Genomic DNA, 15,364 nt, shown 5'->3' on the forward strand with positions numbered 1-15,364 from the left:
ATTTCAGTTTAAATGAAAAAATATTTTTCAGGATTAATACTGCTGCTTCTTACACTCACATTTATACAATGTGCAAAAAAAGGAACTCCACAAGGCGGGGATTTAGATGTTGAACCTCCAAAATTCTTAAGAGCAACACCTGAAAATTATTCAACCAATTTCAATAAAGATGAGATCAGAATCTATTTTAATGAATATATTAAATTAGACGATGCGCAAAAACAGATCATTATCTCCCCTCCAATGGCGAATAAACCAGAGATCACACCTCTGGGTTCTCCAAGTAAGTATATTAGAATTAGGATAAAGGATACGCTTAGGAAAAACACTACCTACGCTATTAATTTTGGAAATAGCGTTGTAGATAATAATGAAGGTAACACTTTGCCATACTTTAAATATGTATTCTCTACAGGAGATTATATAGATTCTTTGTCGGTTTCGGGAACGGTTTCTGATGCACTACTTAAAGAAGCAGATCCTTTTATTTCTGTAATGTTATATGATGCAGACGCAACTTACAATGATTCTATAGTTTACAATACCCCGCCTAGATATATTACCAATACATTAGATAGTCTTAGAAGTTTTGAACTTACCAATATTAAAGAAGGCACTTATCATTTAGTAGCTGTTAGAGATCTAAATAATGACTATAAATACAATCCTGGTAAGGAAAAAATAGCATTTTTAAAAGAAACTATTTCTGTGCCATCAGACACTTCTTATAATTTACAACTGTTTAAAGAAAACAATGCATTTAAACCAGAACGACCTAAACAAGTAGCTAAACAAAAAATATTAGTTGGTTATAAAGGAAAAGCAAATCTAGACAGTCTCTCAATAGAACCTATAAACACGGTTCCATCAGGATTTGATTATCGATTTACTAAAGTGATAGATAAAGACAGTTTATACTTATGGTACAAACCCTTTGTAGAAACGGATAGTTTAAGATTTAACTTCAATTCTCAAAAAGATACGGTGAGTTTAATCGCGAGGATTTCTGAAATGAAAGCAGATTCTTTAATGATCTCTACAGAACCATCAGGAACGTTGGAATTCAATAAAGATTTTGTAATTAAAGCAAATACCCCATTAATAGCTACAGACGATTCTCTAATTAAGATACTAGATAAGGATTCTCTCGAAGTTGCTTTTACTATAGAATTAAAGAATTTGGAGAATTCTGTTCACGTCAAGTTTCCAAAAAATGAAAATGAAACTTATCTCATAAAAATACTTCCTGGAGCGATCTTAGATTTTTTTGATTCGAAAAACGATACGATCTCAAAAACATTGAAAACAAAAACACTGTCAGATTATGGGAATGTTCGCTTGAGTTTACAGAATGTTCAGAGTTACCCAATCATCGTTCAATTAACAGATGAAAAAGGGGTGATTAAAGCTGAGAAAAAATCTGAAGATCAAAGTAACATCGCATTCGAATTAGTTTCTCCAGGGCAATATCTTATTCGAGTGATCTATGATTCTAATGCAAATGGCCAATGGGATACTGGAAACTATTTAAAGAAAACTAATGCCGAAGAGATCATTTATTTTCCAGAATTGTTAGAAGTAAGACCAAATTGGGACATCAACCAATCTTTTAATCTAAAGTAAATTTATCCCTATCCTGTAAAAACTTTAATTTATCACGAGACTCAGTTAAATGATCCTTATCTAAGCTTATTACTTTCGTGAATTCTGTTTCTAACTCATGATCGAACATAGCTTGACCCAAGCTATCATAAACTGCAGAGTGGCCAGTATATTCATAATTATTGCCATCCAAGCCAGTTCTATTAACTCCAGCACAATAAGTCATATTCTCTATAGCTCTAGCTTGCAAAAGTATATCCCAAGCTTGAATTCTAGTTTTTGGCCAATTGGCTACATAGATCAAAAGATCGTAGTCCACAGTATTCCTAGCCCATACAGGAAATCGAAGATCATAACATATTAGCGGACAGATCTTCCAGCCTTTATACTCAACGATTAAACGCTCTTTCCCAGCCGTATAGGTTTCGTTTTCCTTAGCTAAAGTAAAAGTGTGATGTTTATCGTATACCTTATATGTAGAATCTGGAAAAACAAAATAGAGTCTATTAAAATACTTCCCATCTTCTTCAATAATAACACTACCTGTAATTGCTGCACTCTTTTCGTTTGCTATTCGTTGCATCCATTTTAAAGTAAGACCATTTGGAGGTTCAGCTAACTTTTCAGCATTCATGGAAAAACCAGTGCTAAACATTTCTGGAAGAATAAATAAATCAACTTTCGAATTTATTTTAGCTATTTTTTCTGCAAAATGCTCCAAATTCTGATTGGAATTTTCCCAATATAAATCGGCTTGAATAAGGGCTATATTTAAATTTTTCATGTCTAGTAAAATTATAAAAAATAAAATGATCGTTATTAAATACGTGTTAAAAGCTTGTAAGAAAAAGAGAATATAAATAGCTTTATCATCAAACTGAAACACTTATGAACCTAGATACTTTTTTACAAAAAGACTCTTATCTGTCTAATACCTCCAGAGGTTTAATTTCTGGATTTGTTGGAGGTCTAGCTGGAACCGCGGTTAAATCTTTGATAGAACATTTTTTACCAGTTAGAAAGATAGAGCAAAAATCTGCTCAATTAAAAATAGTGGATGATCTCTCTACAAAGATCACAGGAACACCTATAAGTGTAGAAAACGAGGCTTTAGCAGAACAACTGGTGAACTTTCCATTTGGAGCAAGTATCGCTGCGGCCTACGGTTATGGTAAAAAAGATAAGGATGCTATGAATATCGCGGATGGAGTTATTTTTGGAGCCACTACTTGGGTTTCTACACATGAAACATCTCTTCCTCTTGTTGGATTAGAATCTAAACCAACTGATATTCCTATAAAAATGCAGGCAAATGAATTATTTGCCCATATTGCATTTGGAATTACAACTGAAGTTGTTAGAAGCTTTATAAATGTACGAATGAAACGATCTCAAAATAGATTATAAAAAAAAACCCGAAGCAGAACTTCGGGATTTTTTTATTATGTATCAAATATGAATTTACTTCACACTTGCTTTTAAATATTCTCTGTTCATTCTTGCAATGTTCTCTAAAGAAATTCCTTTAGGACATTCTATCTCACAAGCTCCAGTATTAGAACAATTTCCAAATCCTTCCTTGTCCATTTGTTCTACCATCGCTAAAACACGTCTATCTGCTTCAACTTCTCCTTGAGGAAGCAATGCGAATTGACTAACCTTTGCTGAAGTGAATAACATAGCACTTGCATTCTTACATGCAGCTACACAAGCACCACAACCAATACAGGTTGCTGCGTTAAACGAATCGTCTGCATTTTCCTTTTTAATAGGAATTGTATTTGCATCTATAGTATTTCCAGAAGTATTTACAGAAATATATCCATATGCTTGTTGTATTCTATCGAAGGCGGTACGATCTACAATAAGATCTTTTATTACAGGAAATGCTTTTGCTCTAAAAGGCTCTATAACGATAGTGTCTCCATCCTTAAAAGTACGCATGTGTAATTGGCAAGTGGTGATCAACTTATCTGGACCATGTGGTTCTCCGTTGATCTGTAATGAACATGAACCGCAAATTCCCTCACGACAATCGTGATCAAATTCTACTGGCTGCTCACCTTTATTAACCAACTCCTCGTTAAGCACATCTAGCATTTCCAGAAAAGACATATCTCCGTCTATTCCGTCAATGGTATAATCTACCATTTTACCCTTAGCTGTGGCATTTTCTTGACGCCATATTTTTAATGTAAGCTTCATAATCTTTTAAAGTATTGAGTAGTGAGTATTGGGTATTGAGTTTTAATTTCTCAACACTTTAAGCTCTGTACTATTTATAACTTCTGGTTTTCAATTCAATGTTTTCGAATATCAATTCCTCTTTATGAAGAATTGCTTCACTCGGTTTCCCTGTGTACTCCCATGCTGCTGCATACTTAAAGTTTTCGTCGTCTCTAAGCGCTTCCCCATCTGGAGTTTGGTATTCCTCTCTAAAATGCCCTCCACAAGATTCTTCTCTATGTAAAGCATCTTTTGCGAAAAGTTCTCCTAGTTCTAGGAAATCTGCAACTCTACCTGCTTTTTCTAATTCGGCATTCTTAGTATCTGCAGTACCTGGAACCTTTACATTCTTCCAGAAATCCTCACGTAATTCAGCTATTTCATGAATAGCTTCTTTTAACTCTACAGCGTTTCTAGACATTCCACATTTGTTCCACATGATCTTACCTAATTTCTTATGGTAGGAATCTACGGAATGTTGTCCACCAGCATTCATCAATTTATTGATCTTATCTGTAACCTCTTTTTCTGCAGAATCGAATTCTGATGTATCTGTTGGAATCTTTCCTGTTCTAATATCTTGAGCAAGATAGTCTCCAATAGTATAAGGCAGTACAAAATATCCATCTGCTAAACCTTGCATTAAAGCGGAAGCCCCAAGTCTATTTGCACCGTGGTCTGAGAAGTTAGCTTCTCCTGTTGCATAACATCCAGGAATGGTAGTTTGTAAGTTATAATCTACCCAAAGTCCTCCCATAGTATAGTGAACTGCAGGATAGATCATCATTGGAGTTTTATATGGATTTTGATCTACGATCTTCTCATACATCTGGAATAAGTTCCCATATTTAGACTCAACAACGTCTTTACCTAATTTATATATTTCCTCTTTGGAAGGGTTTTTATGTCCAGAAGTAAATGCTTTCTCTTTTCCGTAGCGCTCAATTGCACTAGCAAAATCTAAATACACAGCTTCTCCTGTTTTATTTACTCCAAAACCAGCATCACAACGCTCTTTTGCAGCTCTAGAAGCTACATCTCGTGGTACTAGGTTTCCAAAAGCAGGATATCTTCTTTCTAAGTAATAATCCCTTTCATCTTCAGAAAGATCAGTTGGTTTTTTCTTACCAGTACGAATCGCTTCTGCATCCTCTAATTTCTTCGGAACCCAGATTCTACCATCATTTCGAAGAGATTCAGACATCAGTGTTAATTTAGACTGATGATCTCCAGAAACAGGAATACAAGTTGGGTGAATTTGCGTATAACATGGATTTGCAAAATATGCACCTCTACGGTGTGCTCTCCACGCTGCCATTACATTACTTCCCATTGCATTGGTAGATAAGAAAAATACGTTACCGTATCCTCCTGAGGCCAGAACAACTGCATGAGCAGAATGACGCTCTATTGCTCCTGTTACCATATCTCTAGCTATAATTCCTCTGGCTTTTCCACCAACTAGAACTACGTCCATCATTTCATGACGGTTAAAAGCTTGTATCTTTCCACGGTTTATCTGGCGATTCATTGCTGAATATGCCCCGAGTAATAACTGTTGTCCTGTTTGTCCTTTTGCATAGAACGTACGTGAAACCAATACCCCTCCAAAAGAACGGTTATCTAACATTCCACCATATTCCCTTGCAAATGGTACTCCCTGAGCAACGCATTGATCTATAATATTTCCTGAAACTTCCGCTAGACGGTAAACGTTTCCTTCTCTAGAACGGTAATCTCCTCCTTTTACAGTATCGTAAAACAATCTAAAATTAGAATCACCGTCTCCTTGATAATTCTTTGCTGCATTAATTCCACCTTGAGCCGCAATAGAATGCGCACGTCTTGGAGAGTCCTGATAGCAAAATGTTTTTACGTTATATCCTAGTTCTGCCAAAGTAGCTGCTGCGCTACCTCCTGCTAAACCTGTTCCAATAACTATAATATCTATATTACGTTTATTGGCGGGGTTTACTAGATTAATATTATTCTTATAGTTGCTCCACTTATCTTCTAGTGGCCCTTTTGGTATCTTTGAATCTAAAATTGACATAAATCTTACCTTTTAAAGGTTATTAATATAATGAAACAAGGCTATGAAAATGAATCCTAATGGAATTATGATAGCATATCCAACAGTGAATTTTCTTATTCCTTCAGAATATTTATTTCTAATTCCCATAGATTGGAAAGAGGAAGAAAATCCGTGAAGTAAGTGTAACATTAAAAATACGAATGAAATTACATAAAGACCAGTTCTTACAGGGCTTACAAATTTCGCTACCAACTCACCATAATACCTTGTGGCATCTGCTGGGTGAGACTCAACATATTTATGAACCAATTCTGGTACCCAAAAATCGTAGAAGTGAAGTCCTAAAAAGGCCAATACTACCGCTCCAGAATAGATCATGTTTCTAGACATCCAACTAGAATTTGCGCTACCGTTATAACGCACATAATTTTTAGCTCTAGCGTTTCTGTTTTGAATTTCTAATACAAAACCCATTATAAAATGGAACACCACACCAAAAATAAGCACTGGCTGTAAGATTGCCTGCACTAAGAAATTGGTTCCCATAAAATGGGAGATCTCATTAAAAGTATCGGGGCTAATTACCGAAGTTAAATTAATAGTAAAGTGTTGAGCTAAAAATAGGACTAAGAAAAGTCCCGATAAGGCCATAGCAAACTTTTTTGCTACTGAAGATTTAAGTAATCCACCCATTGGTTTGATTATTTTTGTGAAATTTTAAGAGCAAAAGTACATCTGAAATTAGTTACACACAAACTTTAACTAGTTTTTCACTACCAATTTAGAACTAATACAAGTACTTTAGTAATTGTTGAACCAACTGCATCAATAGCGCGCCTTGGCGAAATAAATCAATGTTTGGATTTGCTCTGTTATTAGAACTCCTATTAAATTCTCATATCAAAATTTGGTTTTTACATAAACTTAACTCATTGTACGATTCATTTTTAGTAATTTCAGTATCTCATAAATCAAACCGATACTTATTTCAATTTCAATGGAATTTATAGACTATTATAAAACCTTAGAATTAGACAAATCTGCCACAAAAGCAGATGTTAAAAAGGCATATAGAAGACTTGCCCGTAAATACCATCCCGACCTCAACCCAGATGACGATAGCTCCAAGAAGCGTTTTCAGCAGATAAACGAGGCTAATGAGGTATTAAGCGATCCTGAAAAACGCAAAAAATACGATGAGTACGGGAAAGATTGGCAACATGCAGATCATTTTGAACAACAAAAACAACAAAGAAAAAGCGCGCGTGGAGCATCTGGAGGTTATGGAGGTTTTGGAGGTCAAGGCCAAGCGTATTCTGGCAATTTTGATAATGACAACTTCTCAGACTTTTTTGAACAAATGTTTGGAGGTGGCGCCAGATCTCGTGGCACTGGAAGATCTCCACAATTTAAAGGACAAGATTTTAATGCAGAACTACAGCTAAATCTATCTGATGTTTACACTAGCCACAAACAAACTCTTACCGTAAATGGGAAAAACATACGTCTTACTATTCCCGCCGGAGTGGAGAATGGACAAACCATTAAAATAGCTGGGCATGGTGGCCCAGGAGCACAGGGAGGACCAAAAGGAGATCTTTTGATCACATTTAAAATTGTCAATAACACCAAATTTAAAAGAGAAAAAGAAAATTTATACAGCACGGTAGATCTGGATTTTTACACTGCGATTTTAGGGGGAGAAATCACAGTAGACACGTTTAACGGAAAAGTCAAACTCAATATTAAACCAGAAACTCAAAATGCTACTCGTGTAAAGTTAAAAGGAAAAGGTTTTCCTAAATATAAAAAAGAAGGACAATTTGGAGATCTGTTCATTACTTACAACATTAAAGTTCCAACAAATTTATCTTCAAAAGAAAAGGAATTGTATACCGAATTACAAAAATTACGCTCATGAACTTAGATGAATTAATTGCAACCGAAGAACTTTGCGAGCGCTATAGTGTAGAGCACACCTTTATTAGGTCTTTGAACAATAGCGGACTTTTGGAAGTGATCACAATTGAAAAAAGAGAATATGTTCACTGTGATAAGATGGCAGAATTCGAGAAAATTTTGCGACTTCACAACGATCTAGAGATCAATCTCGAAGGAATTGAAGCCATTAAACATTTATTGGTTAAGCTTAGTAATTTAAAGGAAGAAAATATGGCTCTTAGAAATAGACTAGGTCTTTACGAATAATCCAATTGTTAAAGAAAACCAAAGTCTTTTACGCTTAGTTTAACAGCATTTGAACTTATGTTTTTTATTTTTGAACTTTCCAAAGCTGATTAGAATTAGATTCTATTCTCTATTCGGCAAAATCTAAATACATTTTTATGAAATACGATTTAATAGACAACTCACTTTATACAAAGAACCGCAAAAACTTCATGTCCAAAATGAAGCCAAACAGCCTTGCGGTTTTTAACTCTAATGATATTTATCCGATAAGTGCAGATAGCACGATGCCGTTTCAACAAGCTCGAGACATCTTTTATTTAAGCGGTGTAGACCAAGATAAAAGCATTTTAGTTTTATTTCCAGATGCTCCAAATAAGAAGCATAGAGAGATCCTTTTTCTTACTGAAACCAATGACCATATAGCCGTTTGGGAAGGTGAAAAATTAACTAAAGAAAAAGCTTTTGATACTAGTGGCATTAAAACAGTGTACTGGCTAAAGGAATTCGAAAAAGTGTTTTTCGAGATCATGACACAATGTGAAACTATTTATTTTAATACTAATGAGCATTATCGTGCAAATGTGGAAACACAGACAAGAGAAGCTAGATTTATAGATTGGTGTAAGCAAAAGTACCCTGCGCATCAAGTTGCAAAGAGTAATCCAATTCTTCAGAGATTGCGTTCTGTAAAAGATCAAATAGAATTAGATCAAATGCAGAAGGCATGTAATATTACCGAAAAAGCCTTCCGTAGAACTTTAGGTTTTGTAAAGCCAGGAGTATGGGAATACCAGATAGAAGCAGAAATGATGCACGAATTCTTGAATAATCGTTCTCAAGGATTTGCATACACACCAATTATTGCTAGTGGAAATAACGCAAATGTGTTGCATTATGTAGAGAACAATCAGCAATGTAAAGCAGGAGATCTAATTTTATTAGATACAGGAGCAGAGTATGCTAATTACTCTAGTGATATGTCAAGGACGATACCTGTTTCAGGAAAATTCAATGCAAGACAAAAGGATGTTTACAATGCCGTAAATAGAGTGAAAAATGAAGCTCAAAAAATGCTTATTCCAGGAACTATTTGGGCCGATTATCATGTAGAAGTAGGAAAATTAATGACTTCAGAGTTACTAGGTCTTGGATTATTAGATAAGGCTGATGTAAAAAATGAAGATCCAGACTGGCCTGCATATAAAAAATACTTCATGCACGGGACTTCTCACCATATTGGTTTGGATACTCACGATTACGGGATATTAACAGAGCCAATGCAGGCGAATCAAGTATTTACCGTAGAGCCGGGTATCTATATCCCTGCTGAAGGTTTCGGAATTAGATTAGAAGATGATCTTGTGATTCAAGAAAAAGGAGAGCCTTTCAATTTAATGCGCAACATTCCTATTGAAGTTGAAGAGATAGAAGATCTTATGAATTCTTAGAGTTCCATAAATTATTATAAAAATGAGCCTGCTGGAATTTAATTTTCGGCAGGCTTTTTTTTTCAGCATATTCAGAATTGTCAAAGATCCTTCGACTCCGCTCAGGGTTACAAATCACATTATTTCAATTGCTCAATTATATTCAACCTGTCCCATCGATCTTTCCGAAACCTATCGGGATCGAGATGTCTTCGCAAAGTTTAAAGCTTACTCAGTTTGTGGTGAGCGATTTGAAATACTCTTCTCATAAAAATAACTTCCGAAAAAAGCTAGAGTTGCAGGAATCACCCATCCTAAGCCATATTCAGATAATGGTATATATAGTTGAATATTAGCAAATAGCTCTTCAGAAATCACATATTTTAAAGCATCGGGAAGACTAAAAATCAAGGTTGCAATCACCACAGCTTTCATTATAAACTTCGTTCTAAAATTAATAGGCATCACATTTAACAAGATCAATACAATAGTTAAAGGATAGATTAATAATAAAACTGGCAGGGCAATTTCTATTATAGCATTTACAGATAAAGCTCCTACCGCAATACCCACAACACAAGCCATGATCACCGTAATGGAATAAACATGTGGTTTTTTTATTCTTTCTGCCATGAAATCTGCAGTTCCAGTAACAATTCCTACAGCTGTGGTAAAACAAGCAAGCGCTACCAAGATAGCAAGGCAAACCTGAGCAACACCACCTAAATTAAGAAGACTAATACCCAATAACAATTCTGTTCTAGTTACATCTTGAGGAAATTCGGAATTTACCAGTGCTCCATTAAAAATTAAACCTCCATAGACCAATAATAAGCTTAAGCCAGCCAATACGGCTGCGCTAGAAATTAGCTGACGAATTTCTATTGTAGAGCTATATCCTTTCAATTTCACTGAAATTATAATTACCCCTCCTACGACTAAGGCCGCGATAGCATCGAAGGTTTGATAACCTTCAAAGAAACCTAAAAGGATTGGGAGCTCGGCTAAATTGGTACTCATAGGTTTATATTCAGTAAAAAACCCTGAAAAAATTATAGCCAACAACAATATTAAAATTGCAGGTGTTAAGTACTTACCGATATTATTAATTACGGTAGAGCGTTTTATCACAAAAATAAAAACCAGCAAAAAATAACCAATACTCGTTATAAGGGGTGAAATGTTGAAGAATGGAGCAATTGCAATCTCATGAGTGACAGCTGCAGTCCTAGGACTTGGGAGAGCTATAACTATTATATAGATCAAGACGCAAAAGATCATACTGAAGATTGGTGAGATCTTTTCAGCAAAACTAAACATACTTCCTTGAAGTCTTGCATGTGCAAAAATCCCTAGCAAAGGCAAACCTACAGCCGAGATTATAAAACCTAATGCCACTAAATACCATTCCGAACCCGCTAGAAACCCCAAGAATGGAGGCAAAATTAAGTTCCCGGCTCCAAAGAATAATGCAAATAGCGCGAAGCCAACAATTAAACTTTCATTATTAAATTTCATTTCTTTAAATGTTTGTAACTGGGGATTCTATTTAGATTATTATAAATACTTTTCTATCGAAAAATATAACTAGATAAGGCGAATTTCATATTGCCAATTAAATTATTATAATATATTATAGAAATGATGCAAATGTATAAAAATACCAAGCTCTTTTACCGTTCTATAGGAACAGGAAATCCATTATTACTTTTACACGGATTTTTAGAAAGTAGTTCTATTTGGGATCCTTTTGTTGAAGAACTATCAAAAAGACGACAAGTGATTACGATAGACCTTCCCGGTCATGGAAAATCAGGTAGTTTGGAAGAGGTACACAGCATGGATTTAATGGCAGATGCAGTCTTTAATGTTTTACAGCAACTTAAGACTGAGCAGGTTACCATAATTGGGCATTCTATGGGTGGTTATGTAAGTTTGGCATTCTGTAAAAAATTCCCTATACTAACCAAAGGACTTGTGCTTCTAAATTCTACTCCTGAACCTGACAATGAGGACCGGAAAAAGAACAGAGATCGAGCCATTAAAATTATAAAAAATAATAAAGAGAGCTATGTGAGTATGGCGATCTCCAATTTGTTAAGTGAAAAAAATAGGACCTGTTTTCCTAAAGAGCTCGAAAAATTAAAGAATGAGGCTTTAAATTTTTCTGAAGATGGAATTATCGCAGCATTAAAAGGTATGAAAATTCGTACAGATCTTACATCCACTTTAACTCTTTATAATGGACCAAAACATATAATTGCTGGTATGAGTGATCCTATACTTAAATTTTCTGATATTCAGACCATTGCGGAGGCAACAAATTCTAGCTTTTTATCACTCGATGGTGGTCATCTTTCGTTTATAGAAAACAAAAGAGAATTAATTGAATTAATGCATTTCATCGATTAATTAACACATTACGTCGATAATTAACTTTTTTTTAATACTTTTAAATTTGCAACAAAGAAAATTAAGCTTATGAATACCAAATCTAAAAAATCCTTTTCGTTCGCAGAAGCCTATTGCAGCATCTTCGGACATCAATTAAAGGTGTCTAAAAATGTAACAGATCACATCCACGAATACCAATGCGCTAAGTGTAAAGTGGAAATGACAGATACAGCCAATGGTCTTTTGGCGAGATTAACCCCGAAGTTTAAAGAGACAAATAAATATTTAGCAAATTTTTACAAAAGAAGACGCCGAACAAAGCAGCGTCAGTTTGCAAATGCTTCCTAGTCTTCTGCATCGTTTTCCATAGCGTTCCAACCTTTAGCTATTAATGGAATTTTAGTGTTCCCTCTGGTAATTAAATGCATTCCTTCATTTTCTTCAGTCATATGACCTATAATTGAAAAATTAGGATTTGCCTTGATCTTTTCAAAATCTGTTTGTGACACTGTGAACAGCAATTCATAATCTTCCCCTCCACTTAATGCTATGGTGGTGCTATCTATTTCGAATTCTTCACAAACAGAAATCATAGAAGGATCTAATGGGATTTTGTCTTCAAATAAGTTAACTCCAGTTTTAGAATTTTTACACAAGTGCATGATTTCCGAAGATAAGCCATCACTTATATCTATCATAGAAGTAGGCTTAACCTCTAAAGATTTCAGCAATCCAGAAACATCTCTTCTGGCTTCCGGTTTCAATTGTCTTTCAATTAAGTAGGTGTAGGCATCAAGATCTGGCTGTGAGTTTGGATTCACTTTAAAAACCTCTTTTTCACGTTCTAAGATCTGTAAACCCATGTAGGCAGCGCCCAGATCTCCAGTAACCACTAAAAGATCATTAGGTTTTGCCCCAGTTCTATAAACAACATCTTCTTTATCTGCAACACCAATGGCAGTAATACTAATTAAAAGCCCCTTTGTAGAAGAAGTCGTATCACCCCCAACTACATCTATATTATATAATTTAGCTGCTAACTCTATTCCTGAGTATAATTCTTCTAAAGCCTCCACCGGAAATCTGTTAGAACATGCAATTCCAACAGTAATTTGAGTTGCGACGCCATTCATAGCATAAACATCAGATAGGTTTACCATCACTGCCTTATAGCCTAAATGTTTTAATGGCATATAAGCAAGATCAAAATGCACTCCTTCTACTAAAAGATCTGTAGTTAAAATAGCTTGTTTCCCTTCAAAATTTAAAACTGCCGCATCATCTCCAATTCCTTTGATAGTGGATGGTAATTTACTATCTAGATTTTTGGTTAACAGGTCTATCAAACCAAATTCCCCTAACTCTGAAAGTTTTGTTCTACTTTGTTGACTATCTTCTAGCATGATCTTTTAAATTTTAGAATGTGCAAAATAACTGAATATTCTCTCAAAAAGCATTGTTTTAATAGCATTTGTGATTTTAAGATATCGTAAAATAGCAATATTTATAATTGATTTATTCAACTGAAAAAACTGAATAAGCTCATTAGACTTGCCTATATCCCTATTCTTAAAACATATCTAGCTGCTATGGTAAACCGCTTGTTTTGTAGTATATTTGCAGCAAATTAGGACTAATCTTTTAAGTATGATAAAGGTAAGCGAAGACGCAAAAAAAAGGATAGCAATGCTTATGACCGATGAAGGTTATAATGCAACAATTGACTTTGTACGCGTTGGTGTGAAAAGTGGAGGTTGCTCAGGATTATCTTATGAATTGAAGTTTGATAAATCCCAACTGGAAAACGATAAGCTTTTTACAGATAATGATGTAAAAATCGTTGTCGACAAAAAAAGTGTTTTATATCTAGCAGGAACAATTCTTGAATATTCTGGCGGGCTAAACGGCAAAGGTTTTGTGTTCAATAATCCGAATGCACAACGAACTTGTGGATGTGGTGAAAGTTTTTCACTATAGTTTAAAAATAAAAAAAGAATAAGGATAGGTGTTTTATTAACCTGTTGCTTTTTTACAAAATACAAATATGGCATATACTGAAGACGATTTAAAGAAGGAGCTTGAAACCAAAGAGTATGAGTATGGCTTTTATACCGATTTTAAATCGGATACTTTCCCTATTGGTTTAAATGAAGATATCGTTCGAGCTATTTCTAAGAAAAAAGATGAGCCAGAATGGATGACGAACTGGAGATTGGAAGCTTTTAGAGAATGGGAAAAAATGATCGAGCCTGAATGGGCTAATGTTCATTACAAAAAACCAGATTTTCAAGCTATCTCTTATTACTCGGCTCCGCAAACTGTAGATCCTAATAAAACATTAGACGATGTAGATCCAGATCTACTTGCGATGTATAAGAAACTAGGGATCTCTGTAGATGAGCAAAAGAAGATGAATAATGTTGCAATGGATATTGTAGTAGATTCTGTTTCGGTTGCAACAACCTTCAAAAAGACTTTAGGCGAGAAGGGGATTATTTTTATGAGTATTTCAGATGCTATTAAAGAGCATCCAGAACTTGTGAAGAAATACCTTGGAACTGTTGTTCCGCAAAAAGATAATTTTTATGCAGCATTAAATTCTGCTGTATTTAGCGATGGTTCTTTCTGTTACATTCCAAAAGGTGTAAAATGCCCAATGGAACTTTCAACATACTTTAGAATAAATCAGGCAGGAACAGGACAATTTGAAAGAACTCTTTTAGTTGCAGATGAAGGTAGTTATGTGAGTTACCTTGAGGGATGTACTGCTCCTTCAAGAGATGAAAATCAATTACACGCTGCAGTTGTGGAGCTTATCGCCCTAGATGACGCAGAGATAAAATATTCTACTGTACAAAACTGGTATCCTGGTAATAAAGAAGGAAAAGGTGGAGTTTATAATTTTGTGACCAAACGTGGAATTTGCGAGAAAAACGCAAAGATATCTTGGACACAAGTTGAAACTGGATCTGCTGTTACTTGGAAATATCCTTCTTGTATCTTAAAAGGAGATAATTCTATTGGTGAATTTTACTCTATTGCTGTAACCAACAATTTTCAGCAAGCAGATACTGGAACTAAAATGATCCATTTAGGAAAGAACACTAAAAGTACTATTATCTCTAAAGGGATCTCTGCAGGGAAATCCCAGAATTCTTATCGAGGATTAGTTCAGATAAATAGTAGAGCAGACAATGCTCGAAATTTCTCACAATGTGATTCTCTTTTAATGGGGAATGAATGCGGTGCGCACACCTTCCCTTATATTGAAGTGAAAAACAAAACCGCTCAGGTAGAGCATGAGGCAACTACGAGTAAAATTGGGGAAGACCAAATCTTTTATTGCAATCAACGAGGTATAGATACAGAGAAAGCAATTGCTCTTATTGTAAATGGTTTTAGTAAAGAAGTACTGAACAACCTACCAATGGAATTTGCTGTAGAGGCTCAAAAATTATTGGAAATATCCCTTGAGGGATCAGTTGGATAA

15 protein-coding genes are annotated in these 15,364 nt (G+C 35.0%); 9 read left to right on the forward strand and 6 right to left on the reverse strand.

Annotated elements, in window-relative coordinates; genetic code table 11:
* Positions 1 to 12: 12 nt before the first annotated feature.
* Entirely contained in the window at positions 13 to 1,623 is a 1,611-nt protein-coding gene (locus BC962_RS00960; RefSeq protein WP_121344067.1) for an Ig-like domain-containing protein, read from the forward strand.
* Here the strand turns inward: BC962_RS00960 and BC962_RS00965 are convergent.
* Complete coding sequence (locus BC962_RS00965) at positions 1,610 to 2,386, reverse strand: amidohydrolase (RefSeq protein WP_121344905.1); 777 nt, start codon at positions 2,384 to 2,386, stop codon at positions 1,610 to 1,612. The two genes, BC962_RS00960 and BC962_RS00965, sit on opposite strands and share 14 nt — an antisense overlap.
* A gap of 104 nt (positions 2,387 to 2,490) precedes the next feature.
* Here BC962_RS00965 and BC962_RS00970 point away from each other — a divergent pair, with 104 nt between their 5' ends.
* On the forward strand, positions 2,491 to 3,009 hold the full coding sequence (locus tag BC962_RS00970) for a DUF1440 domain-containing protein (RefSeq protein ID WP_121344068.1): 519 nt from the start codon (positions 2,491 to 2,493) through the stop codon (positions 3,007 to 3,009).
* A gap of 54 nt (positions 3,010 to 3,063) precedes the next feature.
* Here BC962_RS00970 and BC962_RS00975 read toward each other — a convergent pair whose 3' ends face one another.
* From BC962_RS00975 to BC962_RS00985, 3 genes are all read right to left on the reverse strand, one after another.
* Positions 3,064 to 3,807, reverse strand: coding sequence for a succinate dehydrogenase/fumarate reductase iron-sulfur subunit (locus tag BC962_RS00975; protein WP_121344069.1), 744 nt, complete (start codon positions 3,805 to 3,807; stop codon positions 3,064 to 3,066).
* Positions 3,808 to 3,877: 70 nt separating this feature from the next.
* Positions 3,878 to 5,881, reverse strand: coding sequence for a fumarate reductase/succinate dehydrogenase flavoprotein subunit (locus BC962_RS00980; RefSeq protein WP_121344070.1), 2,004 nt, complete (start codon positions 5,879 to 5,881; stop codon positions 3,878 to 3,880).
* Positions 5,882 to 5,893: 12 nt separating this feature from the next.
* On the reverse strand, positions 5,894 to 6,556 hold the full coding sequence (locus tag BC962_RS00985) for a succinate dehydrogenase cytochrome b subunit (RefSeq protein ID WP_121344071.1): 663 nt from the start codon (positions 6,554 to 6,556) through the stop codon (positions 5,894 to 5,896).
* Positions 6,557 to 6,860: 304 nt separating this feature from the next.
* Between BC962_RS00985 and BC962_RS00990 the strand changes: the two genes are divergently transcribed.
* The 3 genes from BC962_RS00990 (at position 6,861) to BC962_RS01000 (ending at position 9,501) form a co-directional block, all read left to right on the forward strand.
* Complete coding sequence (locus BC962_RS00990) at positions 6,861 to 7,784, forward strand: DnaJ C-terminal domain-containing protein (protein WP_121344072.1); 924 nt, start codon at positions 6,861 to 6,863, stop codon at positions 7,782 to 7,784.
* Positions 7,781 to 8,071 (forward strand): chaperone modulator CbpM, encoded by a 291-nt coding sequence (locus tag BC962_RS00995; RefSeq protein WP_121344073.1) that lies wholly within the window; start codon positions 7,781 to 7,783, stop codon positions 8,069 to 8,071. The genes BC962_RS00990 and BC962_RS00995 overlap by 4 nt, the downstream gene beginning before the upstream one ends.
* A 137-nt stretch (positions 8,072 to 8,208) precedes the next feature.
* Positions 8,209 to 9,501 carry an aminopeptidase P family protein gene (locus tag BC962_RS01000; protein ID WP_121344074.1) on the forward strand — a complete coding sequence of 431 codons (1,293 nt, stop codon included), beginning with the start codon at positions 8,209 to 8,211 and terminating at the stop codon, positions 9,499 to 9,501.
* A gap of 207 nt (positions 9,502 to 9,708) precedes the next feature.
* On the opposite strand, the gene brnQ is transcribed toward BC962_RS01000, so the two are convergent.
* Positions 9,709 to 10,998: a branched-chain amino acid transport system II carrier protein gene (gene brnQ, locus BC962_RS01005; RefSeq protein ID WP_121344075.1), complete on the reverse strand. Its 1,290-nt coding sequence runs from the start codon at positions 10,996 to 10,998 to the stop codon at positions 9,709 to 9,711.
* A gap of 132 nt (positions 10,999 to 11,130) precedes the next feature.
* Between brnQ and BC962_RS01010 the strand changes: the two genes are divergently transcribed.
* Both BC962_RS01010 and BC962_RS01015 read left to right on the forward strand, forming a co-directional pair.
* Positions 11,131 to 11,892, forward strand: coding sequence for an alpha/beta fold hydrolase (locus BC962_RS01010; RefSeq protein ID WP_121344906.1), 762 nt, complete (start codon positions 11,131 to 11,133; stop codon positions 11,890 to 11,892).
* A 69-nt stretch (positions 11,893 to 11,961) separates the two neighbouring features.
* Positions 11,962 to 12,222: a hypothetical protein gene (locus BC962_RS01015; RefSeq protein ID WP_121344076.1), complete on the forward strand. Its 261-nt coding sequence runs from the start codon at positions 11,962 to 11,964 to the stop codon at positions 12,220 to 12,222.
* On the opposite strand, the gene thiL is transcribed toward BC962_RS01015, so the two are convergent.
* Positions 12,219 to 13,277 (reverse strand): thiamine-phosphate kinase, encoded by a 1,059-nt coding sequence (thiL, locus tag BC962_RS01020; RefSeq protein WP_121344077.1) that lies wholly within the window; start codon positions 13,275 to 13,277, stop codon positions 12,219 to 12,221. The genes BC962_RS01015 and thiL overlap by 4 nt on opposite strands.
* Before the next feature lie 244 nt (positions 13,278 to 13,521).
* On the opposite strand from thiL, the gene BC962_RS01025 reads away from it, so the two are divergent.
* Both BC962_RS01025 and sufB read left to right on the forward strand, forming a co-directional pair.
* A complete protein-coding gene (locus BC962_RS01025) occupies positions 13,522 to 13,851 on the forward strand; it encodes a HesB/IscA family protein (RefSeq protein WP_121344078.1) in 330 nt (109 codons plus the stop codon).
* Between the two features lie 67 nt (positions 13,852 to 13,918).
* The gene (sufB, locus tag BC962_RS01030; RefSeq protein WP_121344079.1) at positions 13,919 to 15,364 is read left to right on the forward strand and encodes a Fe-S cluster assembly protein SufB; all 1,446 of its coding nucleotides are present in this window, start codon (positions 13,919 to 13,921) and stop codon (positions 15,362 to 15,364) included.

The sequence above is a fragment of the Gillisia mitskevichiae genome, assembly GCF_003634585.1.
Classification (GTDB): Bacteria; Bacteroidota; Bacteroidia; order Flavobacteriales; family Flavobacteriaceae; genus Gillisia; species Gillisia mitskevichiae.

What these genes read in the sequence shown, in the direction of transcription:
- BC962_RS00960 (WP_121344067.1), top strand. Translation starts at nt 13, where the DNA reads ATGAAAAAATATTTTTCAGGATTAATACTGCTGCTTCTTACACTCACA.
- BC962_RS00965 (WP_121344905.1), bottom strand. Translation starts at nt 2,386, where the DNA reads ATGAAAAATTTAAATATAGCCCTTATTCAAGCCGATTTATATTGGGAA.
- BC962_RS00970 (WP_121344068.1), top strand. Translation starts at nt 2,491, where the DNA reads ATGAACCTAGATACTTTTTTACAAAAAGACTCTTATCTGTCTAATACC.
- BC962_RS00975 (WP_121344069.1), bottom strand. Translation starts at nt 3,807, where the DNA reads ATGAAGCTTACATTAAAAATATGGCGTCAAGAAAATGCCACAGCTAAG.
- BC962_RS00980 (WP_121344070.1), bottom strand. Translation starts at nt 5,881, where the DNA reads ATGTCAATTTTAGATTCAAAGATACCAAAAGGGCCACTAGAAGATAAG.
- BC962_RS00985 (WP_121344071.1), bottom strand. Translation starts at nt 6,556, where the DNA reads ATGGGTGGATTACTTAAATCTTCAGTAGCAAAAAAGTTTGCTATGGCC.
- BC962_RS00990 (WP_121344072.1), top strand. Translation starts at nt 6,861, where the DNA reads ATGGAATTTATAGACTATTATAAAACCTTAGAATTAGACAAATCTGCC.
- BC962_RS00995 (WP_121344073.1), top strand. Translation starts at nt 7,781, where the DNA reads ATGAACTTAGATGAATTAATTGCAACCGAAGAACTTTGCGAGCGCTAT.
- BC962_RS01000 (WP_121344074.1), top strand. Translation starts at nt 8,209, where the DNA reads ATGAAATACGATTTAATAGACAACTCACTTTATACAAAGAACCGCAAA.
- brnQ (WP_121344075.1), bottom strand. Translation starts at nt 10,998, where the DNA reads ATGAAATTTAATAATGAAAGTTTAATTGTTGGCTTCGCGCTATTTGCA.
- BC962_RS01010 (WP_121344906.1), top strand. Translation starts at nt 11,131, where the DNA reads ATGTATAAAAATACCAAGCTCTTTTACCGTTCTATAGGAACAGGAAAT.
- BC962_RS01015 (WP_121344076.1), top strand. Translation starts at nt 11,962, where the DNA reads ATGAATACCAAATCTAAAAAATCCTTTTCGTTCGCAGAAGCCTATTGC.
- thiL (WP_121344077.1), bottom strand. Translation starts at nt 13,277, where the DNA reads ATGCTAGAAGATAGTCAACAAAGTAGAACAAAACTTTCAGAGTTAGGG.
- BC962_RS01025 (WP_121344078.1), top strand. Translation starts at nt 13,522, where the DNA reads ATGATAAAGGTAAGCGAAGACGCAAAAAAAAGGATAGCAATGCTTATG.
- sufB (WP_121344079.1), top strand. Translation starts at nt 13,919, where the DNA reads ATGGCATATACTGAAGACGATTTAAAGAAGGAGCTTGAAACCAAAGAG.